Here is a 26,077-nt window from a genome sequence, read left to right on the forward strand (position 1 = left end):
ATGGCGAAACAGGTGGTCACGATGGCGAAACAGGTGGTCACGATGGCGAAACAGGTGGTCACGATGCCGCGAAACAGGTGGTCACGATGCCGCGAAACGGGTGGTCACGATCGCGCGAAATTCGCACTTCAAGCGCTCGGCGCGGCCGCGGCGCTCGTCGCGACCTTCGCGACAGTGCGCGACGTCTATGCGGAGCGTCCCGAGGGGGCTGTGATCTACAGCCTGTTCGGCTCGATGCTGGCGTTCGTCCCCGCGCTCGGGCCCGTGCTCGGCGCGCTGCTCGCGGACCATTTCGGGTGGCGCGCGATTTTCCTCGCGCTCGGCGTCGCCGCCACGGCGGCTGCGCTGCATGCGGCGCCGAGGTGGCACGAGACCCGACCCGTGAACGCGTCGAAGCCACACGCGGCCTTCGGCCAGATCTTCGCGGACGCCTCGTTCTGGGCCTACACGCTCGGCTTCAGCGCGGCGATGGGCGCGTTCTTCGTCTTCTTCTCGACGGCGTCACGCATCCTGATCGATCGGGTCGGCTTTTCGCAGCTCGCCTTCAGTCTCCTCTTTGCCACGGTCGCGCTCGTCATGATCGCGACGGCTCGGTTCGCGAAGCGATTCGTGGCGCGGTGGGGAAGGGCCGGAAGTCTCGTCCGCGGAATGGGGATGCTGCTCCTCGGTGCTGCATTTCTGGCCGTCGGGCAGGTGACGTTCGCTCCGTCCTTCTGGACGTTCGTCCCGCCCATGTGGATCATCGCGATCGGCATCGTGTTCGCCACCTCGGTGACGGCCCAGGGCGCGCTCCAGCGCTTCGGCCACGTCGCCGGCACGGCGACCGCGCTCTACTACTGCATCGAGAGCCTCATCGTGGGGATCGTCGGAACGACGCTGGTCGTCCTGCTGCCTGGGGATACGGCATGGCCGCTCTCGGCTTATTGCGCCCTCATGGCCGTCGTCGTGCTCGGCTTTGTCTGGCGGTTGGAAAAGGCCCCGAGGCTCCCGCCGGCGTGAACGAGGAGGCTGGAGGGGCGGCAAACACGCCGCCTCTCCGGCTTCGGCGCCCCGCCTCTTTCGCGAACGACCGTGTGGCAGGTACACTCTTGCATCGACCTGCGACGACCGGAGGCTCCGCATGAACCCCATGGAACTGCGCCAGCGTTGCCACACGTTTTTCTCGGGAGAAAAGCCGACCACGGCCGCCGAGGACTTCGCCGCCATGGCGCGCTGGTGCGAAGCGAACGACATCGCCCATGACGCCTACGGCGAGGGCGCGCTCGTGCAGGACTTCGAGAGGAGAATCGCCGAGCTGCTCGGCTTCGAAAAGGCCGTCTTCTGCATCACCGGCACAATGGTGCAATCCGTCGCCTTGCGGCTCGCCTGTGAAGCCGCCGGCAGCAAGGTGGTCGCCCTCCATCCGACCGCGCACGTGCTGCTGCACGAGCGCGGCAACCATCAATTGCTCGACCATTTCAAGTCGCTGCACGTCGGGGATCCTTTCCGCACCTGGACCACCTCCGACCTCGAGGCCTGGCCCGACCGGATCGGCGCGGCGCTCTATGAATTACCGATGCGGGAGATCGGCGGACAGTTGCCGGGCTGGGCGGAGCTCGAAGCGCTCAAGGCGCATTGCCGGCAACGGAGCATTCACCTGCACATGGACGGCGCGAGATTGTGGGAAGCATCTGCCGGCTACAAGCGCTCGCTGAAGGAGATCGCGCAAGGCTTCGATTCGGTCTACGTCTCGTTTTACAAGGGCATCGGCGCGCATGCGGGCGCGATGCTGCTCGGCCGCGCGGATTTCATCGCGAAGGCCGACATGTGGATGAAACGCATGGGCGGAAACGTCTATCGCCGCTCGCCCTATGTCGTGTCGGCGGCGATGCGCTTCGACGAACGGCTGGCGAAGATGCCTGCCTACCTCGAACGCACCGAACGACTGTATGACGTGCTGCGCGATTTTCCGCACCTGCAAGTCAATCCGGCGCGGCCGCACGTCAACATGCTGCATGTGTATTTCCCGGTCGGCCGCGGGCGCCTGACCGAAATACGCAACGAGCTCGCGGCGGAGCACGGCATCTGGCTGTTCGGCGGCGCGAAACATGCCGCCTTGCCGGATCAGAGCGCGATCGAATGGTATGTCGGCGAAGCGTTGTCGACCCTGTCCGACGCGCGGGTCCGGGAGATTCTCGCGCTCGTGAGCACGCGCCTCTCGGTGCACCACCCCTCGCGACCGTCCTCCACTGGCTCGGTTTGAACGGAGGAGACGTCGGTGCACAACTGGGCACAACATGTGTCTACATGCGCCACATCTGTCTCCATCTCGGCTCACACTTCATCAAAATCGGCTCAAACGTCGTAACTTCTGATTGGCACAGCTCATGCCTGGGGCCGGCGCACGATGACACGTTACGCTTTTCCTCTCCGCTCCCTTGTCCTTGGCGCACTCTCCTTGCTCCTGCCCCTTGGCTTGGTCGCTTGCGACGGTGAAATCAACGAGGACGCCCCGCCGAACGGCGTCCCTGCGCACGTCGATCTTTTCGCCTGCGGCGTGCAGCTCACCTGCCCTGCCTACTGCATCCACCTCTCCATTGCCGACTGTAGTAGTGGCGGACCGGAAACGCTGGGGTGCGCGGGTGAACTCTGGCTCGAAGGCGGGAGCGGAGCGCTCGAAGTGCACGACCGGCCGGGCCCCGGCAATTGGATGGGCGACAAGCTCACTTTGTTCTTGGGCGACGGCAAGGCGCTCGTCCAAAACCGAACGCGCAGTTGCCTCGACGCCCCCTGCGAGACGATTCCCTGGGAGCTCGGCGCGCACGAGCTGTGCGATGTGGCGACGCCGCCCGCTACCTGCCAGCCCGACAACTGCTCCGAACTTCCCGTCCTGGAAAACTGCGCTCCGCTCGAAAGCGATTGGAGCTGCGGCGAGGTAGCGACGGCGATGTCCCCCATGCCGTGAGCTGGGCCGGCGGCAGGAAAACCTCCCAAAGCCTACCGCGTGGTCTCTTTGCCCTCGGGCCCCGCCCCTCCGAACGCGTACAAAAGCGCGCCGGCGCCGCTTCCGTTTGACGATCCCGCCGGTGACGTGCGAGCAATCTGCCGATGGCATCGGCAGGCAAGCCCCATGGCGAGCGGCGCACCTTCATCGAGGAGGCGCGACGTGCGCAGATCATCGAGTGTACGATCGCCGTGCTCGCCAGCCACGGGTACGCGCACGCGTCGCTCGCGACGATCGCCGAGCGGGCGGGGATCAGCAAGGGCGTCATCTCGTATTATTTCGAGGGAAAAGAAGACCTGATCGCCCAGGTGCATGCCGAGACGATGACGCTCGTGACGAAGCTCGTCCTGCCTGCGGTGATGAAGGAGGCAAGCGCGTCGGACAAGCTGCGCGTTTACATCGAGGGCAGCATCTCGTTCGTGGAGACGCACGCCGCGCATGCCACGGCGCTGCTCGAGATCTGGAACGGCCTCCGCACGCCGGAGGGCCGTCCTGCGTTCGACGCGCGTGCGCACGAGCCGGGCCTCGAATTCCTGGAGGGCATCATGCGCCAGGGCCAGAAAGAGGGCGAGTTCCGCGCGTTCGCGCCGCGCGTCATGGCCCTCGCGATCCGCGGCGCGATCGACTGCGTCTTGCTTCAGCGGGTCGCTTATGGGGACAAGGTCGACCTCCGCGAAGCCGCGCGCGAGCTCGTGGCGCTCTTCGACGCGGCGATGCGAGACGTCGGGGGGCGTCGACCGACGCGCGACGCTCCGCCGTCTAAGGCGCGTCGTGGGCGTCGATGAACGACGAGAGGCGATCCCGGAGCATCGGGTCGATGATCGTCGTCAGATGCGTCCGACCCGGCACGATGACGGCCTCGAGGTCCGGTAGCTCCCGCCGCAAACGCGACGTGGTGGAGTAGGGCTTGTCGAATTCTCCGATGATCGAGAACACCGGAAATTCGAACGCGCGCAGATCGACCGGCGGCGGCCACCACGTGCCGTGCCCCTTCGCGATGGCTTCCACGACGAGCGGATCCGGCGGCTCGCCGCCCATGGCCAATTCGAGGAGCTTTTCCTCATCGGGATCGGTCCCTTGCGGGTCCATCGCCTCGGCCTCCGCTCGGATGACCTCCTCTGTCTCTTCGAGGCCCATGGCGCCGAGGCTCGCCGTGAGGAATCGCTCCGGCGCGCGGTCCATCAATCCAAGCGTGATCGCACCCCCCATCGAATAGCCGCCGATGTGAGCCCGAGGGATGTCGAGGTGATCGAGCAGCTCGATCACGTCGGTCAGCATGCGTTCGCCGTACGCCGCCACGTCTTTCGGTTTGTCACTCTCGCCATGCCCCCGCTGATCGAGCAGCACGACCCGATGACGTGACGCGATTGCGCTGGAGATCCCGGGCGCGATCCAGTTCCCCTCCGCCGATCCCAGGAAGCCGTGCACGAGGACGACGGGGGAGCCGGTCCCTGCGTATTCGACGTAATGCAGCTTGATTCCGTCGCTCGCCGAGAACCAGTGGTCGACAGGCTCGCTCGGCAGAGCCGGGGCCTCTGGTTCGTCCGCGTCTTCGGCGGTACAACCGAGCAACGAAGACGCAGCGACCGTGAGCGCAAGCAGTAAGACTTTCGACATAAGGATCCTCCTGGACGGGGATGGCCCGGCGCTGGACGAGCCGCGCACACGTCGCCATCACCCGAAACGAAGTCGAGCCGTGGAAGCAAAGAATGCGAATGCTGCATCGACGACGACGCGCACGTGTTCCGCGCGCCGCCGGGACACGACGTCCTCCGAACCGTACGACGAGGCCAAGCATGAGGCAGCGCGCGCGTGTTGTCCAGATGATTAATAATTTGACCCATCGGTCAAATTTTAGGATGATAGGCCAACATCCGACCGCTCGTGTAGGGCAGAAGGCGCTGTTCCCGGCCGACGCTCCATCGCGCGCGCCGCCACCCAGGTTGGCGGTCCACGCTCGAATCCTCAACCCGGTTGCATCAACATCCGCGAGACGCAGAGCACCTGCAAAGGAACGTTTCGTGCATGAGCTTTTTGCATGCGCACATTGATTGCCTTGCTCTTCGTCGCCCCGCTGCTTTCTCCCCTCGGCTGTTCTGCCGACGTCCACGTCGATCGTTGTGATCCGGAGTTCTCGATGGAACTCATGGCGGTGCCCCCCTCGAACGCTACCATCGGGGGTCGATGCCTGTCATCGGCGCCGCCGCTGCTTTCTTCGGGAGAATCGGCGTGCGCCGTGATCATCGCCGAACACGTGTCCGATACCTGCGCCTGCGATGCGGCCGCGGCGCGCATCCCCGTGGCGCCCGAACACGATGCGGCTCTCGGGATGCTGCGCGAGACGGACCTCGCGCGCGAGCTCGATTGGAACTGCTTCTGCGAGATTCCTCAGCTCAGCGGCGCCGCGGCGGAGGGGTGTCGGACCGACACATCGGATCCCCCCATCGTCGACGACCACCCCGTCCATGGCTTCTGCTACATCGACCCAGCGCACGAGCCGCCGATCGGGAATCCGGAGCTGCTGGCGGTGTGCCCCGCGGAAATGCCGCGCGTGCTGCGTTTCGTGGGGACAGGCAAGGCGTCTCCCACCGCGCTCGCCTCGGGCTCCCACGTCGCGGTGATGTGTCCAGCCCGCGTGTGCGCCAGCGGATCGGGGGACTGACGATTTCAGTATCGCGGGCCCCCCGAGGACCAAGCGATTGCAGCACTTGCCAACGGGAGAGCGCAGCTCGTACCCTTGCGGGGATGTCGACGGAGGGATCATGCGCTGGCTCTGCCTAACAGTGTCGATGCTCGCGACATCCGCGGGATGCACCCCGACGGTGTCCACCGGCGGCGCAGGCGGGGGAGCCTCGAGCTCCAGCGGCGGCATGGGCGGGAGCGACGCCACAACGACCTCCAGCTCGAATTCCAGCTCCAGCAGTGCAAGCTCTAGCAGCGCAAGCTCCAGCAGCGCAAGCTCCAGCAGCGCAAGCTCCAGCAGCGCAAGCTCCGGCAGCGGGGGGAGCGGCGCCGGTGAACCATTCTGTGTGCCCGAGCTGCCCGCGCCGCCCATGATGACCGGCGTCGGCGACGCGCGGGTGGCGGATCTGAACGGCGATGGCAAGCCCGATATCGTCTCCCACGAGGGCACCAGCGTGCGCGTACACATCAACACCGGCGGCGGTACCTTCGCCGCACCGGTGAGCCACGACGTGGGGGCGGTGTTTTACGATTGGGCGCTCGGCGATCTGAACGGCGACACGAAGCTCGACCTCGTCTTCAATGTCGTTGGGGGAGTGAGGGTGATGCTCGACGCCGGCGACGGCACCTTCGGCGCCGCGGTCGATGTCCCGATCGCAGGGGTCGCGGCGTACGAGCACGTGGCGCTGGGCGACCTGAACGGCGACGGAATGCTCGACATCACCGTGTCTACCAAGACCGGCGGCGGCCCCTTTTCCGTCACGATCGCCGGCGTGACCACGCTGCTCAACGCCGGTGACGGGTCCTTCTTCGCCGGCGCGGCGTACGAGTTCGATATCTTTGCCAACGTCGGGTCGATCAGGCTCGGGGATCTGAACGGGGACGGCGCGCTCGACATCACCGTCAGCGAACACAGCGTCGGCGTGCTCTTCAACACGGGCGATGGGACGTTCGCGCCGTTGGTCGACCTCGGGTATCCCCATGTCGTCACCGATGTGGCGATATCGGATCTGAACGGCGATGGAGCGTTGGACCTCGTCGTCGCCGGCTATCCCAAAGAGTTCGTGAGCGTGCTGCTCGGTGCCGGAGACGGCACATTCGCCGCGCGCGTCGACCATCCGGTCACGACCGGCTCCAGCCTGGCCATCGCCGACGTGAACGGCGACGGAGCGCGCGATATCGTCTCGGTGGTGAACAACAACGGCGTGGATGTGCTCTTCGGCGCCGGTGATGGCTCCTTCGCGCCCGCGGTCCATTACGCTTCCGGGAGCTGGCGCATCGATGTCGCGGACATGAATGGCGACGGAGAGCCCGATCTCGTCCTCGACCACGGCGCCGTGGGCCTCGTCTGGAACACCGGCGGCGGCGCCTTCGCCGCGCCGACGCGCTACCCGATCTCGACTGCGCCGGTGCTGTGGCCCTCCGAGACGCCTGCCACGGCAGCCATGGGCGATCTGAACGGGGACGGCAAGCTCGACCTCGTGGTCTCCCATTCCGGTGAGAACAATGTGACCGTCCTGCACAACGCCGGCGACGGCACCTTCACCGCGCCGGTCGTCTCCCCCGCAGGGTCCACGCCCAGCTCGGTGGCCATGGGGGATCTGAACGGGGACGGCAAACTCGATCTCGCCGTCACGAACCAGTCCACCGCCACGGTGAGCGTCCTGCTCGCCACGGACGATGGAGCCTTCGCGGCCCCGGTCGGCTACGAGGTGGAGTCGAAGCCCAACTCGATCGTGATCGGCGATCTGAATGGGGACGACAAGCTCGATCTCGTCGCCGCCAACACGTCGAGCCCCAGCGTGAGCGTTCTCTTCAACAAGGGAAACGGCACGTTCGACGGCGCGATCCATCTCGTCACGCAGTCGCCCCCCAATGCCGTCGCGGCGGGCGATCTGAACGGCGACGGCAAGCTCGATCTCGCCGTCGCCTGCGCCACGGACCACAAAGTGAGCGTGTTCTTCAACGAAGGCGATGGGACGTTCGCCGCCCCCATCGCTCACGCCGTGGGCAAGGCGCCCGCCGCCTTGACGATCGCGGATCTGAACGGCGACGGCAAGCTCGATCTCGCCGTCACCAATCGCGGCGACGGCACCCTCAGCGTGCTGCTCAACCAGGGCGACGGGGCCTTCCACGCGACGAGCTACTTCCCGATCGAGCTAGCCAGGTCCATCGCGGCGGGAGACATGAACGAGGATGGGAAGCTCGACCTGATCATTTCCTCGGCCACCGGCACAGTCCAACTGCTCTTCAATACCGGCGAAGGCACGTTTGCCCCCGCGCTCGTCTATATCGCCGTGCTCACGCCTCAGGCGGGGGCACTCGGGGACCTGAATGGTGACGGCAAGCTCGACATCGCCCTCGCCATCGACGGGGGCAACGCCGTGACCGTCATGCTCAACAAGGGCTGTCCACCGTAACGGCAAGGAGGAACCGATACCATCCACCTCTACGGAGCCCCATGGCGCCCCAATGAAGGGCGCGGCGCCGCGGCCCGCTTCTGCCGAGGGACGAGATTGCGGCTGCCGACCGCCCATCGCACCCTCGGCGCATGTACCACCTGCCGAATCCCCCGGAGGTCTTCGAAGGCCGAACGGACGAGCGCGCGTGGCTCTGCGAGCGGCTCACGCAAAGCCCCCTCTCCATCCTTTGGGGCCCGGTCGGCCTCGGCAAGACGGGGCTCGCGCTGCGCGTCGCTGCGGACCTTCGATTCCCACGCGCCGCCTATCACTCGGCGCTCGACACGCCCGAGGACACGACCTTCCTCATCGGCCTCGGGCGGTGCCTCGCCGGGCTCGCCGGAGAGACGGTCGAATGGCTGGCGCAGGGGCGCTCACGCGCCGATCTCATCCTGCTGAACATCGAGCTCGCCGAGCGCGCCCGCGCCGTCGTCCTCGTCGACGACCTCCACGCCGTCGATCACGACCTCACGGAACGGTTGCTCTTCTCGATCAGCCGTCACGCGCGCGCGAGCCGTTTCGTCGTGATGACACGCACGCGCCCCCGCCACGAGGAGCTCGCGGACAAGGCGCTCCGCATCGAGCCGCTCCCCGAGGACGACCTCGTCCGGCTCGTGCGTCGCTGCGCGCCCTTGCGCTCCGCCCCCGAGGCGGCGGCGCTCGCGCGCGAGGCCATGGGCTCCCCCTTCCGCGCCCGCCGCCTGGTCCTCTCGCAGGGCGCCGATCCGGGCGGGTCGCTGCTCGTCGACCTCGGCGACGAGGCGAAACGCGCCGTGCAAGCCTTGCGGGTCCTCCGCTTCGCGGTCGCGTTGCCCGCGCACGTCGCGCGCGAGCTCGACGAACGCGGGCTGATCCGGCTCACGGCGGGCGGGGTTCGTCTCGACGATCGCCTGCGCTCGCTGGTGGACACCGAGCCCCTCGACGCCGAGGCGCGGCGTTTCGCGCTTTCGCTGGTCCTCCACACCGAAGGCCCTGCCGCGGCGTTCGAGGCCGTGCGGCTCACCATCGAGGAGGGCGACGCGGCGCTCGGCGCATCGCTGCTCGACGAGCGCCTGTTCACGCTCTGCGCGGCTGGGTATGCCGAGGGGCTCTTCGAGCTGCTCGGCCGCCTCGAAAGCCCGGCCCTGCTCGGGCATCGGCTCGGCTGCGCCGACTGGATCCACGGAGGCGCGTCGCTCGCATGGGCCACGGCCCTGCCCGAGCCCGCCGATCCCCACGTGCGCCTGCTCTGGTGCAGGTTGCTCGTGCATGGTGCCGCCGTCGCGCAGGCACGCGACACGGCCCGCGCGCTCGCGGAGTATGGGCCTCTCGACGTCCAGACGGACGCGGCGTTGCTCCTCGCCGACATCCTTCGCCACACGGCGGAGGTCGACGCGTCGGTCGCCTTGCTCGAACGAATCGAGGTCCACAACCCCTCCCAGCGGATCGATCGCGACCTGCGGCTCGCGACCGCGCTCATGTTGCGCGGCGACTTCGCCCGCGCGACGGACATGCTCGCGTCGATGCCGGACCAGCTCCAGGGCCTCCGGGTCGAGGAGCGCCGCCGGTTGCGCGCCACGCTCGCCTCGGCGCTCCTCGCGTCTTCGCGCTTCCGGGAGCTCGAGCGCGTGCTCGGCCCCGGCGAGCCGCCTGCTGATTGTCGCCCAACCGAACTCTTCGCGCACCTCGCGCTGGCGGTCGAGCGCGGACGCTTCGGCCTGGGGCAGCGTCTCCTCGATCGCGTCGAGCCCTTCATCGACGAATCCGTCTACCTGCGCTTCGTCCACCGGTACAACACGCTCCGGTTGCGCCTCTTCGCGGGCCCCGGGCAAGGCCTGGAGGAGCTCGCGCGCGAGCTCGCCTTCGACGCCCCGCTCTTCAAGCTGCCGGAGCTTGTCGTATGGGCCCTTTGCGCCAAGGCGGCCGTCGACGTCACGCATGCGCCGCCTGCCACGCTCGCGGATCTGCCGGCCGGCATGGCGGTCCCGGAAGGAACGGCGCGGGTGCTGCACGAGGCGTGGCAGGGGATCGTCGCGGCACGTCGCGGCGCAGCGACGGCCTCCTTCACGGCGCCGCCGGACCTGCCGACCGACGTCGGGCTCGTCGCGCGACGCGCGGAGGCGGAGGCTGCGCTCGCCCGGGAGGAGCTCGATCAGGCCGACGGCATCCTCGAAGGCGCGCTGGATATCGCCCAGCGCGAGGGCTTCGCGATCGAAGAGGCGAACCTGCTCGCCCTCCTGCTCGACGTACGCCTCCTCCGCGCGGCGCGGGGTACGAGCGCGCGCACGCTCGCCGAGCTCATTGCGCGCACGCTCGCGCAGGCCGCGGAGCGACTCGGCTCGACACGCCTCGCCGCGGAGGCGCGCCTCGCGACGTGGCTCGTCTCGGACCGGAGGGACCCGGCCGTCCTCCTGGAAATGGCCGAAGACCCGGCCTCGCCCGTCGTACGCCGGCGGGCGCGAGGGCTGCTCGGACGCGAGGTCACGCTCGACGCCTTGGACCGAAGAATCGTGGAGCGCTCGGCCCACGTGGTGACGAGGAGTGAGGATCTGGTGGTGGTGCTCGACCTCGAACAACGCACCCTGCGGCTGCCCTCTGGCAAGCAGGTGGACCTGTCGTCGGCGGACCTGCACGTGCGCATCCTGGAGGTCCTCGTGCGCGGCGGCGGGCGCGCGACGAAGCAGAACCTGGTCCTCGGCGCGTGGGGCCTCGCGAGCTACCATCCGCACCGCGATGACAAGCGGCTCCAGGTCGCTGTCCACCGGATGCGGCAGGTGCTGGAAGAAAACCCGAAAGAGCCGGCGCTGCTCCTCCGCGACGAAGACGGCTACCGCCTCGGCGCGCCCGTGCGCCTCGGCCGCCTCGGCGCGCGCGCGATGTAACCGCCCGTAACCGGAAGCGCACCCGACCGAGGTGCATAGTGCTCCCCGTCAACCCAACGCGCTTTCTTGCAGCGCGGGAATCGATAACGGAGGCACCATGTCTCGTTTTGCTGGTCTGTGTATGCTCCTTGCCCTGGCTCCCCTTGCTTGCGTGGCCTCGACGGGCGCGGAGGACGAGATGGAAGACGCGCTCGACGAGACGGTGTCGAGCAGCGCGTCGGCGATCACCACCGGGACCGAGGAGCTGTTCGAGAGCAACATCACGACCGGCGCGCTCACGGCGACGCAGATTCGCACCAAGTACAGCTCGAAGCCTGCCACGTTCGGCAACTTCGTGCTGGGCATGCGTCAGCGATCGTGCGGAACGAGCGGTTGTGGAGCCTGGCAGGGCGCCACGATCCCCGTGTACGAGCAGAGCAACGTGCTGGGCGACGCGTACGATTTCAGCGTCCCCATGGCAGTGAACGGCTTGGCACAGCTCAAATATGGAACCGGGACCAATGCCAAGAATCCGGTCGTGTACGGAACGGCGTATGTCACGCCTGCCTGGTACAACGGGCAATGCTGGGTGACCTTCAACGGCATGTTCAAGACGGCGTCCGGCAAGACGACGGCGACCATCTCCCACGACTATCAATGCATCGCGAACGGCAAGATTGCGGACAATCGGATCCTCCCGAAGCTCCCCCACGCGGCCGTGAATGCCACTCGCTTCATCGCCCGCAGCGACATCAGCGAGACCACGCCGCTCTCGGACGGGAGTTATGAAGAGCGCCAGTACGCGATTTATGCGCGGCTCGACCCGGCAGAGACGACGACGCTGGTCGTCGGCGACGACGGCTCGCTCAGGGCGAGCTGGTGAAGCGAGCGAAGGGCGCGGCTTCGCCACCTACCCGCGGCGCCGTCAACGCGCCTCGAGCCGGGCGCCCCCGCCGAGGAAGCGCTTCGCCGGCTCGTGCTTCACCACGCGCGTCGGCGCGCACAGCCTCAATTTCCCGCCCTCGACGCGATCGACCTTCGGCGCGCCCAGGTAGGGCGATGAGAGGAACGCGCTCCGCTCGATGCACACCTCCTTCGCCCCGGCCGCGGGCTTCGGGACGTTGATCTCGCGCCGCACCTTCGTGACGACGTGCCCCGTCTCGGCGGCGAGCGCGGTGCCCGCCGCGAGATACCAGCGCTCCACGCCGAGCACCCCACCGAATCCAAAACCCACGCCCCCGCTTGGCCCGGGACCGGGCGCTTCGTACGCTCTGACCTCGGCCTTCGCCGCGAGCACCGTCGCCGAGCCACACGGGCCCGACAACGGAAACCCGACCTGCGCGCCCTTCGGCTCGACCGTCGCGGCCAGCGGCGCCATCAGCCAGATCCGCAGCGGCACGCGCGTCTCGGCGAAGCCTACGTCCTTCGCGTGCAGCGCGAACTTCGGCTCGAACGTCTCCCGCGTCTCCTTCGGCGGCGTGACGTACGCGTGCCCGATCGCCGCCGCGGGCAACACGACCGGCAGCCACGCGAACGTGAACCCGACGAGCGAGCGCCCGTCCGCGAGCGGCACGATCGGCGCTCCGGGCAACACCTCGATCTTGCTTCCGTCGGGGTAGGACGCCGTGAATTTCGTCGTGACGACCGGCGCGAGATCCTCGCGCTTCACGAACAGCCGGAGCCGCTCGACATCGAACTGGCTCCGCAGGTGGAACCACGCGCAGTTGGTGACATCGTTTTGCGCACCGTCGAGGAACAGCGGCTCGACCTCGACGAATGCCCCCTTCGCCGCGACCACCCGCATCGGCACCGCCTCCGCGACGTGATCCTTGCGCGCATCGAGCTTCGCGAGCTGGAGCCGCGGCGCGTCCTCCATCGCCGCCAGGTAAAACGGCGCATCGACCCATACCAGCACGCTGCCCGCGAGCGGCGCGGAAAGCGGCGCACCTTGGGGCTCGGCGCGCTCCAGCACCGGCACCACGGGCTTCTCGGCCGGCGGCGGAGGCGGGACGGGCGCGGGGGGCACCGGCTCCGGCACAGGCGCAGGCGCAGGCCGCGCCGCCACGACGACCGGCGCCGGCTCCTCGGCGACCGGCGCTGAACTCCCGCCACAACCCACGAGCACGATCGCCACGGCGATCGTGCTGAACCGCAACACGTACATGCCGAGATACAATCAGTTCCCGCCCACGAACGCTACCTTGCTGCGCTGCGGCGGGTTGCGATCGATGTATCGGCCCGCCCGTCGGACACGTCCGGCCATCCTTAACGAATTCGCTGCGGAAGAATGGGATGCGCCCTCCTGGCCACCTCCTCATACCCCACGCGGCGCCCTTGCCATGCCGATGCTCATGAGCAATAAAAGGTCCCCTCACCCTGGAGATGACATGATGAACAAATCGCGCTTCCTTGCAATCGGTCTCCTGGCTGCCCTCGCCGTGCCCGCGTGTGCTGCGCAGGATTCTACGCTGCCGGAGGAGACGGGGTCGGCCGCCTCCGCCGCTGCGGCGACCCGGATCTATGCCTCGGAGGGAGACCTCGACTTCTCCTTCGAGACACTCGGCACTTTCGAAGAGCGCGACGGCGTCCGCGCCCTCATTTTTCGCGGCACCGCGAACCGCTACCTGAAGAACGTGTTCAGCTTCGTGCCCGATGACGCCTTCGGGCAAGCGAACATCATCAGCGAGCGCCGGCTCGAAGTCGTGATCCACGAGGGTCACGAGCTGAATAGCTTGCTCTCGGGCCTGCCCCTCTTCGTCTCCATCAACACCTTCACGGGCACGCCCAACCAGTACACCGCCCGCGTCGAGATCGGGGCGCGTTTTTACGATTTCCTCGGGGCGAGCGACCTCTGGATCGACGAGGTCGTGCAGCCTTTCTACGCCGTCAACGGCATCGATAACGTCGTCTATCGCGGCGGCGTCGACGTACTCGGAAACCCGCTCACCGTCACGGCGCCCGACGGCGCGCCGTCGGTCTTCCCCGTCGACGCGAACAGCTACCGCCTCGACTGGTCATACGCGAATCTGCACGACGCCATCGATCCGCACACGCAGCACCTCTCCTTCAGCGCGACGCGCCCCAACGGCACCGTCGCGAACAAGACGGCGCGCCTCGTCGCGCGCGTGACGGGCCTCGCCCTCACCTCCGGCGACCCCTACGAGGTATGGCAGACGCCCCCGTGTGAGCCGGCCGTTTATAGCTGCTACCACAGCCAACCCGCGGGCACGACCGACTTCGCAGCGTGTGGCACCTACCGCCAGGTGCAGCGCTGCGTCTATGCGAATGCGTGTGACGTGAACCAGGAGCCCCTCTCGCTCTCCCCGCTCGACGCTGCCTCGCTCGAACCGGCACGCGCGGCGTGGAACCAGGGATCGACCGGCTACAACTGGCGCAACCTCCAGCCTGTCGCCGCCTATGACACGCCGGAGTGCCCGGAATCGCCGATCACGATCGCGAGCGTGATCGACGAAATCGCCTCGACGGATCAGAACCAGCCGGCCGTCGAATACGGCACATTTACCGATCGCGCCGGCCTCTCTTCGACCACGTTCTTCGGATCGAACGGCGGCAGCGCCCTGCTCGCCGCGATCGACGCGTTCGCGGGCGGTGGCAACATCGAGGCGTGGCACTACAGCGAGCAGGTCTCGTGCCACAACTGCACCGACAACATCACACGCGTCGTGCTCTTCTACCCGGATAGCGGCGTGGTCCTCGTCCTCGACGGCAATTACGGCTACGATTCCTGATCGGAAACCGGACGGGTCCTGCGATCCGACCGACGGCCTCTCAGCCTCCCCGACCAGCCTCGAACGCGCGGACGGCGTCGAATCCACGCGCAGCAAAACGAGGCGCATAATCGCGCTCCAGCGTTCGCTCCACGATCTTGCCGTACCGCGCCGGAGGCATGAGCCCCCAGGCACGATCCTCCGCGTCAATCGCGTCATTTCCCTTTGCGCTGGGTGGCGCGTAGTTCCGCTGCAGGCGCCCGAACATCGTCGGCAGCTCGGCATCGACGAGGCGTCGCACATCGTCGGCAAACGGCAATTCGAGGAAATGGTCGAGCATGCTCCAGCCGAAGTCCCGGTGCCGGACCTCGTCGCGCAATACGCGGTCGAGCGTGCGCCGCGCTTGGGGTACGGTGCACCCTTCGCGCAGCACCTTGAACAGCGGCACCGCCACCGTTTCGCCCAGGCAAAACACCTCGATCCCTGCGCGCGCCGCGGCCAGGTGAAGGGGCTCCGACGAACTGCGGCGCAGCCCGAGCGTCTCCTGGGCGAGGACAGGCGCCTCCTTTCCGCTGGCCGCTCGGTATGTCGCGTGGCTCATGCGGGCGTGGGCGAGCTCGTCCTTGACGATACGTAGACCGTCGTGGATGAGGTCGGGCGAGACGCCGAGCTGGATCAGCCAGAGCGTCAGGTGCTGCGTGATCGCAGCCGAGCGGTATTCGGCGTGCACGCGGCGGAGCCATTCGGCGCGGACCGCGTTGCTCGCGGCGGCGCGTGGAGCGCGCTTCGGGGAGGGCGAGGGCGAGGGCGAGGGCATGGCAGGTTCAGGGGCTCGGCGATAGGCATACCGAAACGGTCATGCCGCAAGCGTCGCACGCCAGGTTGTAGCAGGGATCGATGACCGCTTCCTGGCACGTCTTGTCGTCGCCACACGTGACGCCGACGCAGTCCACCTTGGCAAAACAGCCAGCCTGCGGAAGAAGGGGAGGCTCGCAGCCCGGGACGAGCCAGCGGCAGTCCTCGGCCGCGCTGCACTCCGCCTCGGTTGCGAGGGCCTGGCACGTGTCCGGGGGATTGTCGGGCGGGATCGGGGGATTGCACGGAATCCCCGCATCGACGACCCAGACGTCGTCTTTGCACGTGGCCTTTGCGGGTTGAGGACCGCAGCCGACATTGAACTCGTAGTCGCACGTGAGGTCGCCGCTACACGCCTCTCCCTGCAACGGCTGCTCGGGAGGACAGGAAGGCGCCTCGGTGGGAGGCGGGTTCGACGTGACGGTCGTCTCGATACAACCGGGCAACAACGCGACGGTCGCCACCTGGGCAAAGGTAATGACGAAGGGCTTTCGTCGAGGCTTCTGCTTGCGGGGAAGAGGCATGGTCGTTCTCTCCAAGGATGGCTCAAGATGGCGCAACGGGCGCGAGAATAGGCTCGACGGGACGAGCCATGCAACAACCGTGCGTTCAGCGGCGCCGGGTTCCTGATGTGCCGTGGGAATTCGAGCGCTGGCCTTCCTCACGCCCGCAGCACGCGCTCACTCTCGTCCGCCCAGCTCAACCACGCGCGCTCACGCGTGATGCCGAGGCGCAACGTCAGATAGATCAATTTTTTCCACCGCGGCATCTCATGGACCGGCTCCGCATAGTGCTGCGCCGCGATCGCCTCGTAGGTGGCGAGCAGCGCCGCATGGTGCTCACGCGCGAGCGCGAGCTGGGCACGTAGATCCTCGATGCCGACGAGCTCGGCCGCGAAAAACTTGATCATCAGCGGGTCGGCGTGCCGGGGCGCCTCGGGCGGCTCGCGAAACCAGTCGGCGAACGCACGCCGACCTTTCGCCGTGACCGTGTACACCTTCTTGTCCGGCTTGCCCTGCTGCGCGACTTCCTTGAATCGCACGAGCCCCGCCTCGGCGAGCGTCGCGAGCTCGCGATACACCTGCTGGTGTGTCGCGCGCCAGTAGAAACCGGCGACTTCGTCGAACTCCTTCGTGATCTCGTAGCCCGTGGACGGGCGCGCGCCGACGACGGCCAGGATCAAATGCTTCAGGGACAAGGCGAGGCTCCTCCGATCGGTCTACGTATGCACAGAGTTGCATATCTCGACACCGGATGCTAGGACCTATGCCACAAGGTGCATATGTGGTCGCGATGCCTTCGCTGAAGACGCCTTCTTCCGAGCCCATGCGCTGGGTGATCCTCGCCCTCGGTACGCTCGCGCTCTGCTTCTCCAACGGCGTTCACGCCAACGTCGTCGCGGCGTGGGTCGCGCCGGCTTTGATGTTGCGCTTCGTGATGATGTCGCCGCCGCGCTCCGGATTCGCCGCGACGGCGGTCGCGTGCGGCGTCGCCTCCTTCGTCACGTTCCGAGGCGCCATTCCCATGCCGGACGTGGAGTACGCCGTCACGAGCGTGATCTCCGGCCTGTTCGGCGCGATCCCTTATTTGCTGCACCGCCTCGTGGCTCCGCGCCTCGGAGGCGTACCGGGCTCCCTCGTGTTCCCAGCAGCAAACGTCACGCTTCTCTACGTGGTCTCTCTCGGCAGCCCGTTCGGCACGTGGGCGAACGACGCGTACGTCGAGCTCGATTTCCTTCTGCTCTCGGAGCTCGCGTCAGTGACGGGGCTGTGGGGCGTCGCGTTCTTCGTCGCGTGGTTCGGAAGCGCGGTGCAGGGGCTCTTCGAATCTCGCGCGCCTCGCGACAACCGAGCGTTCGCTGCGTTCGGCGGATGCTTTCTCCTCGCGCTCGGCTACGGCGCCTGGGCCCGGTATACGCCCCTGCCCCCGCGTCCAACCGTGCGCGTCGCAGCCCTCAGCAATCCTTCGACCCTGAGTGACCTCTTCTTCCAAGGCTGCGCCTCACGCGAGGACACCACCTGCCGCGCCGAACACAGCCGCGCACGTCTCGACGTCCTCTTCGAGATGTCCAAGACCGCCGCACAAAAGGGCGCGCGGGTGATCGTCTGGTACGAAGGCGCGGCGCAATACGACGAAGGACTCGAGCCCGCGTTCGTCGCGCGCGCCCAGGACTTCGCCCGCCAATACGACGTCCACCTCGTCGCCGGCGCCCTCCAGGTCCCCCGGGATCCCAACGCGCTGATGACCAACAAGGCGATGGTGTTCACGCCCGAGGGCCGCCTCGCGTTCGAATACGTGAAATCGATCCCGGTGCCTGGCGAGCCGATCGTCGCGGGCAAGGGCGAAGTGCAAACGCTCGACACGCCGTACGGACGCCTCGGCGTGATCATCTGCTTCGACGCCGACTTCCCCGCGCTCGGCCGCCAGGCTTCGCAGCGCGGCGTCGATCTGCTGCTCGTGCCGGCCAACGATTGGCGCGCGATCACGCCGCTGCACGGCGAGATGACGGTCTTCCGCGCGATCGAGGGCGGCTTCAGCCTCGTGCGGGCCGCGAGCAACGGCCTGTCGGTCGCGACCGACGCGCGCGGCGTGCGCCTCGGGTCGAACGACTCCTTCGCCTCGCCTGGCGCCATCTTGTACGCCGACGCGCCGATGGCGGGCCGCGCGACCCTTTACGCCAGATACGGCGACGTTTTTGCTTCCCTCTGCGCCCTCGCGCTCGCAGCCCTCACAACCAGCGCGATCGGGTCGGCTCTTCGGCGGCGGGGCGAGCAAAGTCGATGAGCTGCACCGAGCACCGACGCGAGCGCCGAGCCGTGGCACGCCTTCGTACGCGCCGTCGTCGACACGCACCCCATGCCGGCGACAAAGATCCCTTACGCTGCGCGCCGCAGTGACGTATCGTCGTGCCATGTCGTGTGATCGCCGCTTCGTCCTCCTGCTCCTGCTCGCCGCGTGTGGCGGCACCTCCTCGCCGCCACCTGCGGAGCCCGCCGCGCGTACCGCCGCCGATCTCGGGCCGATGTGCCATCGCTACTACGCACGGCAAGCCACGTGCACCGACGACTACCTGTCCGCGGTGCTCGACCTCCGCATCGAGCTCGACATGCCGAAGGGCATCGGCGAGCGCGTCAAGACCGAGGGGCGCGACGTGGTCCTGAAGGAATCACGCGTCCAATGGCAAAGCGACATGGAGCCCGCGAACATCGACGCGATGTGCGAGGCGATGGCGACCCGCACCCCCGCCGACCAACTGGAGCGGCTGCTGAAGCAGGGCGACGCCTGCGAGGCGGCGGCCGACTGCAAGGCGTTCGCGACCTGCGCGGTCGGGACCGAGCGGTCGTACATCGCGTCGGGCGCGACGCACCATTAGTACCCGCCGCGGCGCTGGCGGGCACGCAGCTCTTGCAGCGCTTCGCGTTCCTCGGTGCGCTCGGCAATGGCGGCGCGCTTGTCGTGGACCTTCTTCCCGCGACCGACGCCGAGGGCCACCTTCACGTGGCCATTCCGGAAATGCAGGTCGAGCGGCACGAGCGTGTATCCCTCGCGCATGATGGCGCGCTCGATTTGCTGAATCTCGCGCGCGTGGAGGAGCAGCTTGCGCGCGCCGCGCTCGTCGTGCGGAAATGCGCGGGCGTGGAAGAAGGATGCGATGTGCATGTTCCTCAGCCATACCTCGCCCCGCTCGACCACCGCGAACGCATCGGCCAGGTGCACGCGCCCCTCCCGCAGCGACTTCACCTCGCTCCCGCGCAGCACGATGCCCGCCTCGTACCGGTCCGACAGCTCGTAGTGGAACGTCGCCGCGCGGTTCCGCGCGATGACGTGCTCGTCGCTTTGCTTCCGTCCTGTCATGGGCAGCATCTTTTCTAATGTCCTGAGCCCCAGCGCGCGTGAACGAGCGACCTCTGTCGATCATGCCCTGACGCCGCGCCGAGGTGAAGACGCCCGCCCCTTTCCCCGCACCGCATACGCAATGCCGTCCTGCAACGACGCGAGCGTCACCACGCCGCCGAGATCCGCGCCGAGGTCCACCAGCGCTTGCGCCACGGCGGGCCGGATGCCCGTCATGATCACCTCTGCGCCGAGCAGCTTCGCCGCCCGCGCGGCGCGCACGAGCACCTCGGCCACGTGGGTATCGACGTTGCTCACGCCGGTCACGTCGACGACGACGATCTGCGCCCCGCGCGCATCCACCCCGCGCAGCATCGTCTCCACGAAATGCGCCGCGCGCACCTCGTCGATGGCCCCGATGAGCGGAATGGCCACCGCCTCGTCCGTGAGCGGGACGAGCGGCGTCCCGATCTCCTGAATGGCCAGCCGCTGCGCCTCGATGACCTGCTCCTGGAGCCGCCGCTGCTCCTGCGCCGCGCGCCTCTGGTCGGTCACGTCGCGCCCAAAGACCGCCAGGCGCGCGGGCAGCCCGTCGCCGCTCCGCACCGGATAGGCCGTCACCTCGAACCAGCGCTCGTCGCGCGCGGCGTCGAAACGCGCAGGGGTGCCGGTGCGCCGCACCTCCTCCACCAAAAAGGCCCGGCGGTCCGGCTCATCGAGCGGGAATACGTCGCGCCTCCCGACCGCCTCCGCCGGAGAGCACCCGAGCCGACCCGCGGCCGCCTGGTTGGCCATGACGACCACGCCTTCGAGATCCACGAGCAGGAGCAGATCCGTCGACGCGTCGAGCATGGCCTGCGCGCGCGCCTGGCTCTCGCCCAGCCGCTCCTCGGCCCTGCGCTCGGCCGTCACGTTCGTCGCGATGCCGCCGATCCAACGAATGATCCCCTCGCTGTCGCGTATGGGGAACTTGATGGATCGGTATACCTGTATGCCGTCTTCCGTCGGGCCAGATTCCTCCGCCACGATGGCTTCGCCCTTCGCGGCCACCATGCGATTGTTCTCCCTCCAGGCCGCGAAGACTTCGGGAGGAAAGAACTCGCTGGCGTTGTGCCCGACAATCTCGGAGACGTCCTTTCGGCCCATGAAGGTCGCGCAGGAATGGTTCGTGTGGCTGTACGTGTCCTCCAGATCCATCACGAAGATGAGCGCCGGGATGTGGTCGAGGATCGTCTGCAGGACCCGATCTCGTTGCCGGACGGTCTGCTCGAGCTCGGCCACCCGCTTGCGTAGGGTATCGTTCTCGAGCCCCATCCTCTCGACGATTTCCATCTCGTTCGTCATCACGTCTCCTGCGCGGATGAACTTTACCAGGCCCCTCCCCAACAGAACAGAGAGGAAAACGCTGCCCTGACCGCTGTAGAATCGGCGAAGTACGCTGGATCGCTCCCCTGGGGCATGCCAATCCCGGCTCAGCGTGCCTTGCAGCGATTGCGCTGCGATCCATCCATGCTGGAAAGTACGGAGGCGGTGTTCATGGGGCCTTGCAACACGTAGGTGGCGAACGGCCCGTTGTTCAGGGAGCAGCCTTGGCAAAGGTTGCCGTAGCGATAGTAGCCGCTGCTCACGTCGTATCCGCAGGTCGTGGTGGCCGCGCCGAACAGGCACGAACCGAGCGTATCGTCGTTGATGAATCCGAGCGCCTTGCAGGTCGTCATGGTCTGACCGGCGACGACGTTGACCCGATCGAGCGGGCGATTGTTGCCCGAGGCGCGGAGGCCCCACATCTCGCAGACGCCGGCCGCGTGGTCGAGGACGCTCGTCATGACGTAATCGAGGTTCGAGCCCTCGCGGGTTCTGCCCTGGTGGACGCCCTGCGTCTCGGTGCAGAGCGCGACCCCGAGGGCCATGTCGCAATAGGCGAAGAATGGATTCTGTCCGTTCGGCGCGACCCAGTATTCTCCGTCCGGCAAGCCCGGGTATTGGGCCTTCTGCGCGGCGCAATCGACCGCGGCCGGCACGCAAGCGCCGGCGATGCAGTTGAGGCCCGTGCCGCACTGAGCCGTCTGGGTGCAAGCCGTGCAGACCCCGTCGACGCACAGATGGGAGGCGCAATCGTCCGCGCCGGCGCATGCCTTGTTCACGGGGCAATCGGGGCAGGCGGGACCGCCGCAATCGACGTCCGTCTCGGTACCATTCTTGACCAGGTCCATGCAGGTCGGGACCTGACAGAGGCCGCTCTCGCAGACGCCGCTGGTGCAGTCCGGGGCGACCTGACAGATTTGCCCGTCGTTGCAGGGGGCGCAGGCGGGGCCGCCGCAATCGACGTCCGTCTCGGTACCATTCTTGACCAGGTCCATGCAGGTCGGGACCTGACAAAGGCCGCTCTCGCAGACGCCGCTCGTGCAATCCGAGGGGACCTGACAGAGCTGGCCATCGTTGCAGGGGGCGCAGGTGGACCCGCCGCAATCGACGTCGGTTTCGTCGCCGTTCTTGACCGCGTCCATGCAGCTCGACGCAAGGCAAACGCCGTTCACGCAGACGCTGCTCGTGCAATCCGAGGCGGCCTGACAGAGCTGGCCCTCGTTGCAGGGAGCGCAGGCAGGGCCGCCGCAATCGACGTCCGTCTCGCTTCCATTCTTGATCATGTCGGCACAGCTCGCGGGCATGCAGACGCCGTTTTCACAGACGCCGTTCACGCAATCGGAGCCACTCAGGCAGCCCTCCCCGTCGGCGCAGGGGCCACAGGTGGCGCCGCCGCAGTCGACACCTGTCTCGGTGTCATTCTTCACGGCATCCACACACGTCGGCTCCGCCCCGCCACTCCCGCCAGCTCCACCCGCGCCGCCAGCGCCACCCGCGCCACCCGCGCCGCCCACGCCGCCGGCCCCGCCCATGCCGCCCATGCCGCCGGCTCCGCCCACGCCGCCGCTCCCCGCTTCACCGCCGGCCCCGCCGTTGCCAGGGGGTGGGGTCACCGCCTCCCCGCCACAGGCGACGACCAGAAGGGCGGACACGAACGCCCCCGACCAAACTCCGAAACGCGAATATTGCATGTGAGCATCCTTTTACACGAGTGGTAAACCGATAGAAGACCGCAATTGGGAGACGACGTCAATGGGCACCGTTGCTTTCTCGATCTCGAGTGCTAGCGCTCTTCCTCATGGATCGACCCACCCTGCCCCTCACCGTCGCGCTGTGCGTATCCCTGGCCCTCTCTGGGTGCTCGTCGTCCGGCGCAGGACAGCAGGTCCCCAGGGCAGGAGCCCTGTCGAGCTCCACTTCGGCGCCGCGCTCCATCCCCGCCGAGGGTGTTTTGCCGGCTGGGCTCTGCCATCTCGAGGTTTACCTCGACGAGGAATGCAAGAGCGCCGCGCCGCGCTATGCGCTCCTCCTCGGCGTCGCCGTGGACGCCCGTGCGGCCGAAACGACGCTCCGCAGCGGGGAAACCGGGGAGCTCGCGGCGGGATACCCGTTCGTCGCGACGCTGGACGATCTGCCGATCGCCGATCCCGGGCGCAAGGGGCTCGCGGTCGTGGCGGGGCTCTTCGAGCACAAGCACCAGGCCGAACAATACCAGGCGCGCTTGTCTCGCCCGACCGAGCTCGTCGAGCTCGCCTCGCCCGAGGATGCAGCGTCGCGCCAGATCCAGCCGAAAGGCATGGCCAAGGAAATGTTCCTGGCGAGTCGCGTAAGCGCGGTCGAGCTCGCCGAGGATACGGCCGCGTTTTCGGAGGACGATCTCGACAAGACCGAAAAGGCTCTCGACGAGGTACTCGCGCAGAAAGAGGTCAGCCTGCCCGAGCAGAAGGAGCAGCGGGAGCGCGCCCTTGCGGCGCTGCAGCCGCGGTGCAAGCTCTCGCGTGGACGCGTGTTTTCGGCGTCGTACAAGGATTTGCACCATCCGCTTGCAAGCCTGCTGCGTTATGCCCCCGTGCGTTGCGACGACGGCGCCGTGGCCTGGGTCCCCTGGCGCGCGACGCGGCTGAAGAGTGCCGTCGTGCGCACGGACGCGGGCGCGCTGGTGCATCAGGTCGTCCTGGTGGAGTGCGACTCTCCCATCCTCGAAACACGCCTCTTCGGCGCAAGCTCCGCGGCGAAGCCGTTGCGCCTGGCGCTGGGTGGGCCTGAGGGGTGCTGAGATGGCATTCGAGGCACGGCGGGACGCGTCGATGGGTCTTCGCGTCCGCCCGCGAAGATGGTAGATGCCCGGCCCATGAGCCAGGCCACGATTCGTCGCGCCACGCCCGCTGACACCGAGACCTTGCGCGCGCTCGCCTGCGCGACCTTCGTCGAGACCTTCGGCCACCTCTACCCGCCCGAGGACCTGCGCGACTTCCTCGAAACGGCCTACGCCGAGGACAAGGCCCGGAGCGAGCTGTCCGATCCGGCGCAGGCCCTCTGGCTGGCCGAGGCGGATGGCCGCGCCGTCGGTTATGCCCACGTGGGGCCGTGCAGGCTACCGCACGAGGACGTCACGCCCGCGTGTGGCGAAATGAAGCGCCTCTATGTGCTGAAGACCGAGCAGGGCTCAGGTCTGGGCAGCCAACTGCTGAAGCTCGCGCTGGATTGGCTGGAGCGACCGGGGCGCCTCCTATGGATCGGCGTGTGGTCGGAGAACCACGGCGCCCAGCGGCTTTACGGCAAGCACGGCTTCGTGAAGGTGGGCGAATACGAATTTCCGGTCGGGCGTGTACGGGACCGCGAGATCATCCTGCGCCGCGGCTGAGAGCCGACGCGTCTCCCCGCGCCTCGGGCGTTACCTCGGAAGCTCTTCTGCCAGTCGGCGGACGGCTTTCGCGTGTCCGTTCGAGAGGTCGTCCTCGGGGAAAAACTCGAGGGTCTCCTGGGGAGGAATGCCGCGAACTTCGACCCTCTGGCCTTTCGGGTCCAGGTAAATCTCGTTCGAAAGCTTCACCATCCAGCCGTTCGGCAGCGGCTTTTCCAGCACGTCGGAGAAGGCGCCTCGTGTCGTCGTTCCGACGTGGACGACGTTGGGGAGAGCGCGCATGGTCATCGTGAACGTCTCTCCGGCGCTGACCGTGACGTCGCTCGTCAGCAGATAGACCCGCCCGGTGAAGCGCGCCCGCGGGCTCGGCTCCACATAAAATGCCTGCGGCGCCACGCCGTTCGCGCGGTAGGCATGCTTGGTGAAAGCAACTCGCTTCTGGTCGGCAAAACGGCTCGCGAGCGCACGGGCGATCAAATCGTAGCCGCCGCGGTTGTTGGTGACATCCACGAGGACCGCGTCGGCGCCCTGGAAAGCGGACACGGCCTCGTCGAGGACGAGGTTCAAGGCGGAGAGCTCCTTCTCGAGCGAGCCACCGCCGCCGAAGCCCCCCATCGTGACCACGTTGAGATAACCGATGCGCGGACCGACGAACCCCCAGAAGATGCGGTCGTTGGCCGTCTGCCGCCCCTTTCCGCCCAGGATGACCTGCAAAATGTCATCGCGGTAGGCCCGCCGCCACGCGCGCTCGACCTCCTTCGCGGGCTGCCCCTCCGCGCGGGCGCGTGCCGCCACCAGCTCGAGCGTCCGGCTGTGCGGCTCCTCGAAGCTCAGGGCCTCGGCGTCGATCTCGGCCGAGAGATGGACATGCGCGTCGCCGAGCCCCCGGAGCGTCGTCGAAAGGACCTCGAACAGCTCCCGCTCGGGCATCCCAGGCGACACCTGCGCGCGCCCCGCTTCGACGCGAGCCGACCAATCCAGATTGCGTTCCTTGAAAAACGCGTAGTGCTCCGAGAGGGTGGCAGCGAAGACGTCGAAGACGGTCGCTGCATTCCACGCGCGATTTTGATCACAAGAGGCCGGAAGCCGGTCGAGCCGGTCGAAGAGATATTGTGTCTCGCCGGGACGGCTGAGGAAATACACGGTCCCCTCCGGCCCGGTCTGGCTGTAGCCGAACATCTCGCTCAACGCAGCCGTCCCGGCGGGATCCGCGTAGCAGCCCGCCGTGGTTTCGTGGTGAAGCCGTAGCCCCTTGTCGGTCACCGTCAAAAGCCAGCCATAGCCGCGCGAGCGCCACGAGCCCCTCACACCTGCCGCCGTCGTTTCTCCCTGGAGGACGGGGCCGGGAGAGCCCGCGGGTTGCGGGATCGCCGGCGGAGAGCCGCTCCCGCCCGACGCGGCACACGCGGTCATCAATACCCACGAGCTAACGAGAAAGCGGGGAGGCTTCATATCTCAGGCTCCAGCAGGCGAGACGAATTCTAGCGCATCGACCCTCCCCAACAACCGTCCCATCCCCCTGAAAAACGCTCTCGACCCTTTTCGATACCCGCGCCATTCCTCTTCAAGACGCTTTCGCCCCTGTCGGACGACGCTCTCGTCCCTCCCCTTGAACGCTGACGATCCTCTCCGAGACCCTCTCGACCCCCGTTCGGGACCCCTCGTCCCTTCCGGGACAGGGTTCTCCGTCTCCGCGAGGACATGCTCGACCCTCTTGCAGCACGGTCTCGTCCTTCCCCGGAGGGACGGTCCTTCCTCCCCGAGACCCCCGCGCCCCTTCCGGAGGACGGTCTCCTCCCCCTCGAAGACGCTCCCGACCCTCTTGCAAGAGGGTCTCACCCTCCCGGAAGACACGCTCCCCTGTCTCTGGAGATGGTCTCCCCCCTCCCGGAGACGGTCTCACCGATGCGACCGCTCGCTCGCTACCCACCAAAAACATGACGCCGAGCGTGCCCGCGGTCACCACG

23 protein-coding genes are annotated in these 26,077 nt (G+C 67.5%); 14 read left to right on the forward strand and 9 right to left on the reverse strand.

The window, feature by feature from the left end; genetic code table 11:
- The 4 genes from QHF89_RS33995 to QHF89_RS34010 all read left to right on the forward strand — a co-directional run.
- Positions 1-999, forward strand: a 999-nt coding sequence (locus tag QHF89_RS33995; RefSeq protein WP_136971854.1) for a Bcr/CflA family efflux MFS transporter, incomplete at its 5' end; no start/stop codon positions are given.
- Positions 1,000-1,129: 130 nt separating this feature from the next.
- Positions 1,130-2,242, forward strand: coding sequence for a threonine aldolase family protein (locus QHF89_RS34000; RefSeq protein ID WP_284721265.1), 1,113 nt, complete (start codon positions 1,130-1,132; stop codon positions 2,240-2,242).
- Positions 2,243-2,437: 195 nt separating this feature from the next.
- A complete protein-coding gene (locus tag QHF89_RS34005) occupies positions 2,438-2,944 on the forward strand; it encodes a hypothetical protein (RefSeq protein ID WP_136971852.1) in 507 nt (168 codons plus the stop codon).
- A gap of 143 nt (positions 2,945-3,087) precedes the next feature.
- Entirely contained in the window at positions 3,088-3,768 is a 681-nt protein-coding gene (locus QHF89_RS34010) for a TetR/AcrR family transcriptional regulator (RefSeq protein WP_136971851.1), read from the forward strand.
- On the opposite strand, the gene QHF89_RS34015 is transcribed toward QHF89_RS34010, so the two are convergent.
- Positions 3,743-4,600, reverse strand: coding sequence for an alpha/beta fold hydrolase (locus tag QHF89_RS34015; protein WP_136971850.1), 858 nt, complete (start codon positions 4,598-4,600; stop codon positions 3,743-3,745). The two genes, QHF89_RS34010 and QHF89_RS34015, sit on opposite strands and share 26 nt — an antisense overlap.
- 421 nt (positions 4,601-5,021) lie before the next feature.
- Here QHF89_RS34015 and QHF89_RS34020 point away from each other — a divergent pair, with 421 nt between their 5' ends.
- The 5 genes from QHF89_RS34020 (at position 5,022) to QHF89_RS34040 (ending at position 11,847) form a co-directional block, all read left to right on the forward strand.
- Complete coding sequence (locus QHF89_RS34020) at positions 5,022-5,645, forward strand: hypothetical protein (protein WP_136971849.1); 624 nt, start codon at positions 5,022-5,024, stop codon at positions 5,643-5,645.
- A gap of 147 nt (positions 5,646-5,792) precedes the next feature.
- On the forward strand, positions 5,793-5,918 hold the full coding sequence (locus tag QHF89_RS34025; protein ID WP_284721266.1) for a hypothetical protein: 126 nt from the start codon (positions 5,793-5,795) through the stop codon (positions 5,916-5,918).
- A 94-nt stretch (positions 5,919-6,012) separates the two neighbouring features.
- Entirely contained in the window at positions 6,013-8,085 is a 2,073-nt protein-coding gene (locus tag QHF89_RS34030) for an FG-GAP repeat domain-containing protein (RefSeq protein WP_136971848.1), read from the forward strand.
- Between the two features lie 131 nt (positions 8,086-8,216).
- Complete coding sequence (locus QHF89_RS34035; RefSeq protein ID WP_136971847.1) at positions 8,217-10,985, forward strand: hypothetical protein; 2,769 nt, start codon at positions 8,217-8,219, stop codon at positions 10,983-10,985.
- 97 nt (positions 10,986-11,082) lie between these two features.
- Positions 11,083-11,847, forward strand: coding sequence for a hypothetical protein (locus tag QHF89_RS34040; protein WP_136971846.1), 765 nt, complete (start codon positions 11,083-11,085; stop codon positions 11,845-11,847).
- A gap of 42 nt (positions 11,848-11,889) precedes the next feature.
- On the opposite strand, the gene QHF89_RS34045 is transcribed toward QHF89_RS34040, so the two are convergent.
- Positions 11,890-13,122 (reverse strand): hypothetical protein, encoded by a 1,233-nt coding sequence (locus QHF89_RS34045; protein ID WP_284721267.1) that lies wholly within the window; start codon positions 13,120-13,122, stop codon positions 11,890-11,892.
- A gap of 229 nt (positions 13,123-13,351) precedes the next feature.
- Here QHF89_RS34045 and QHF89_RS34050 point away from each other — a divergent pair, with 229 nt between their 5' ends.
- On the forward strand, positions 13,352-14,713 hold the full coding sequence (locus QHF89_RS34050; RefSeq protein ID WP_232379930.1) for a hypothetical protein: 1,362 nt from the start codon (positions 13,352-13,354) through the stop codon (positions 14,711-14,713).
- 40 nt (positions 14,714-14,753) lie between these two features.
- On the opposite strand, the gene QHF89_RS34055 is transcribed toward QHF89_RS34050, so the two are convergent.
- The 3 genes from QHF89_RS34055 to QHF89_RS34065 form a co-directional block, all read right to left on the reverse strand.
- Positions 14,754-15,509, reverse strand: a complete 756-nt coding sequence (locus tag QHF89_RS34055) for a ferritin-like domain-containing protein (protein ID WP_136971844.1) — start codon at positions 15,507-15,509, stop codon at positions 14,754-14,756.
- Between the two features lie 7 nt (positions 15,510-15,516).
- Positions 15,517-16,071 carry a hypothetical protein gene (locus QHF89_RS34060; RefSeq protein WP_136971843.1) on the reverse strand — a complete coding sequence of 185 codons (555 nt, stop codon included), beginning with the start codon at positions 16,069-16,071 and terminating at the stop codon, positions 15,517-15,519.
- Between the two features lie 137 nt (positions 16,072-16,208).
- The gene (locus tag QHF89_RS34065) at positions 16,209-16,745 is read right to left on the reverse strand and encodes a PadR family transcriptional regulator (RefSeq protein ID WP_136971842.1); all 537 of its coding nucleotides are present in this window, start codon (positions 16,743-16,745) and stop codon (positions 16,209-16,211) included.
- A gap of 95 nt (positions 16,746-16,840) precedes the next feature.
- Here QHF89_RS34065 and QHF89_RS34070 point away from each other — a divergent pair, with 95 nt between their 5' ends.
- Positions 16,841-18,331, forward strand: coding sequence for a nitrilase-related carbon-nitrogen hydrolase (locus tag QHF89_RS34070; RefSeq protein WP_284721268.1), 1,491 nt, complete (start codon positions 16,841-16,843; stop codon positions 18,329-18,331).
- 127 nt (positions 18,332-18,458) lie between these two features.
- On the forward strand, positions 18,459-18,920 hold the full coding sequence (locus tag QHF89_RS34075; RefSeq protein WP_284721269.1) for a hypothetical protein: 462 nt from the start codon (positions 18,459-18,461) through the stop codon (positions 18,918-18,920).
- On the opposite strand, the gene smpB is transcribed toward QHF89_RS34075, so the two are convergent.
- From smpB to QHF89_RS34090, 3 genes are all read right to left on the reverse strand, one after another.
- Positions 18,917-19,402, reverse strand: coding sequence for an SsrA-binding protein SmpB (gene smpB / locus QHF89_RS34080; protein WP_136971839.1), 486 nt, complete (start codon positions 19,400-19,402; stop codon positions 18,917-18,919). The genes QHF89_RS34075 and smpB overlap by 4 nt on opposite strands.
- Before the next feature lie 60 nt (positions 19,403-19,462).
- Positions 19,463-20,725: a PAS domain-containing protein gene (locus tag QHF89_RS34085; protein ID WP_284721270.1), complete on the reverse strand. Its 1,263-nt coding sequence runs from the start codon at positions 20,723-20,725 to the stop codon at positions 19,463-19,465.
- Positions 20,726-20,853: 128 nt separating this feature from the next.
- The gene (locus QHF89_RS34090) at positions 20,854-22,437 is read right to left on the reverse strand and encodes a hypothetical protein (RefSeq protein WP_284721271.1); all 1,584 of its coding nucleotides are present in this window, start codon (positions 22,435-22,437) and stop codon (positions 20,854-20,856) included.
- Positions 22,438-22,544: 107 nt separating this feature from the next.
- Between QHF89_RS34090 and QHF89_RS34095 the strand changes: the two genes are divergently transcribed.
- Positions 22,545-23,522 (forward strand): hypothetical protein, encoded by a 978-nt coding sequence (locus QHF89_RS34095; RefSeq protein ID WP_136971837.1) that lies wholly within the window; start codon positions 22,545-22,547, stop codon positions 23,520-23,522.
- A 75-nt stretch (positions 23,523-23,597) separates the two neighbouring features.
- Positions 23,598-24,110, forward strand: coding sequence for a GNAT family N-acetyltransferase (locus tag QHF89_RS34100; protein ID WP_136971836.1), 513 nt, complete (start codon positions 23,598-23,600; stop codon positions 24,108-24,110).
- Positions 24,111-24,140: 30 nt separating this feature from the next.
- Here the strand turns inward: QHF89_RS34100 and QHF89_RS34105 are convergent, their stop codons facing one another.
- Positions 24,141-25,373, reverse strand: a complete 1,233-nt coding sequence (locus QHF89_RS34105; protein ID WP_284721272.1) for a S41 family peptidase — start codon at positions 25,371-25,373, stop codon at positions 24,141-24,143.
- Between the last annotated feature and the right edge of the window lie 704 nt (positions 25,374-26,077).

This window comes from Polyangium sorediatum (genome assembly GCF_029946465.1).
Lineage (GTDB): Bacteria > Myxococcota_A > Polyangia > Polyangiales > Polyangiaceae > Polyangium > Polyangium fumosum.

What these genes read in the sequence shown, in the direction of transcription:
- QHF89_RS34015 (WP_136971850.1), bottom strand. Translation starts at nt 4,600, where the DNA reads ATGTCGAAAGTCTTACTGCTTGCGCTCACGGTCGCTGCGTCTTCGTTG.
- QHF89_RS34070 (WP_284721268.1), top strand. Translation starts at nt 16,841, where the DNA reads ATGCCTTCGCTGAAGACGCCTTCTTCCGAGCCCATGCGCTGGGTGATC.
- QHF89_RS34040 (WP_136971846.1), top strand. Translation starts at nt 11,083, where the DNA reads ATGTCTCGTTTTGCTGGTCTGTGTATGCTCCTTGCCCTGGCTCCCCTT.
- QHF89_RS34090 (WP_284721271.1), bottom strand. Translation starts at nt 22,437, where the DNA reads ATGCAATATTCGCGTTTCGGAGTTTGGTCGGGGGCGTTCGTGTCCGCC.
- QHF89_RS34075 (WP_284721269.1), top strand. Translation starts at nt 18,459, where the DNA reads ATGTCGTGTGATCGCCGCTTCGTCCTCCTGCTCCTGCTCGCCGCGTGT.
- QHF89_RS34035 (WP_136971847.1), top strand. Translation starts at nt 8,217, where the DNA reads ATGTACCACCTGCCGAATCCCCCGGAGGTCTTCGAAGGCCGAACGGAC.
- QHF89_RS34000 (WP_284721265.1), top strand. Translation starts at nt 1,130, where the DNA reads ATGGAACTGCGCCAGCGTTGCCACACGTTTTTCTCGGGAGAAAAGCCG.
- QHF89_RS34055 (WP_136971844.1), bottom strand. Translation starts at nt 15,509, where the DNA reads ATGCCCTCGCCCTCGCCCTCGCCCTCCCCGAAGCGCGCTCCACGCGCC.
- QHF89_RS34050 (WP_232379930.1), top strand. Translation starts at nt 13,352, where the DNA reads ATGATGAACAAATCGCGCTTCCTTGCAATCGGTCTCCTGGCTGCCCTC.
- QHF89_RS34060 (WP_136971843.1), bottom strand. Translation starts at nt 16,071, where the DNA reads ATGCCTCTTCCCCGCAAGCAGAAGCCTCGACGAAAGCCCTTCGTCATT.
- QHF89_RS34100 (WP_136971836.1), top strand. Translation starts at nt 23,598, where the DNA reads ATGAGCCAGGCCACGATTCGTCGCGCCACGCCCGCTGACACCGAGACC.
- QHF89_RS34025 (WP_284721266.1), top strand. Translation starts at nt 5,793, where the DNA reads ATGCACCCCGACGGTGTCCACCGGCGGCGCAGGCGGGGGAGCCTCGAG.
- smpB (WP_136971839.1), bottom strand. Translation starts at nt 19,402, where the DNA reads ATGACAGGACGGAAGCAAAGCGACGAGCACGTCATCGCGCGGAACCGC.
- QHF89_RS34010 (WP_136971851.1), top strand. Translation starts at nt 3,088, where the DNA reads ATGGCATCGGCAGGCAAGCCCCATGGCGAGCGGCGCACCTTCATCGAG.
- QHF89_RS34020 (WP_136971849.1), top strand. Translation starts at nt 5,022, where the DNA reads ATGCGCACATTGATTGCCTTGCTCTTCGTCGCCCCGCTGCTTTCTCCC.
- QHF89_RS34085 (WP_284721270.1), bottom strand. Translation starts at nt 20,725, where the DNA reads ATGACGAACGAGATGGAAATCGTCGAGAGGATGGGGCTCGAGAACGAT.
- QHF89_RS34095 (WP_136971837.1), top strand. Translation starts at nt 22,545, where the DNA reads ATGGATCGACCCACCCTGCCCCTCACCGTCGCGCTGTGCGTATCCCTG.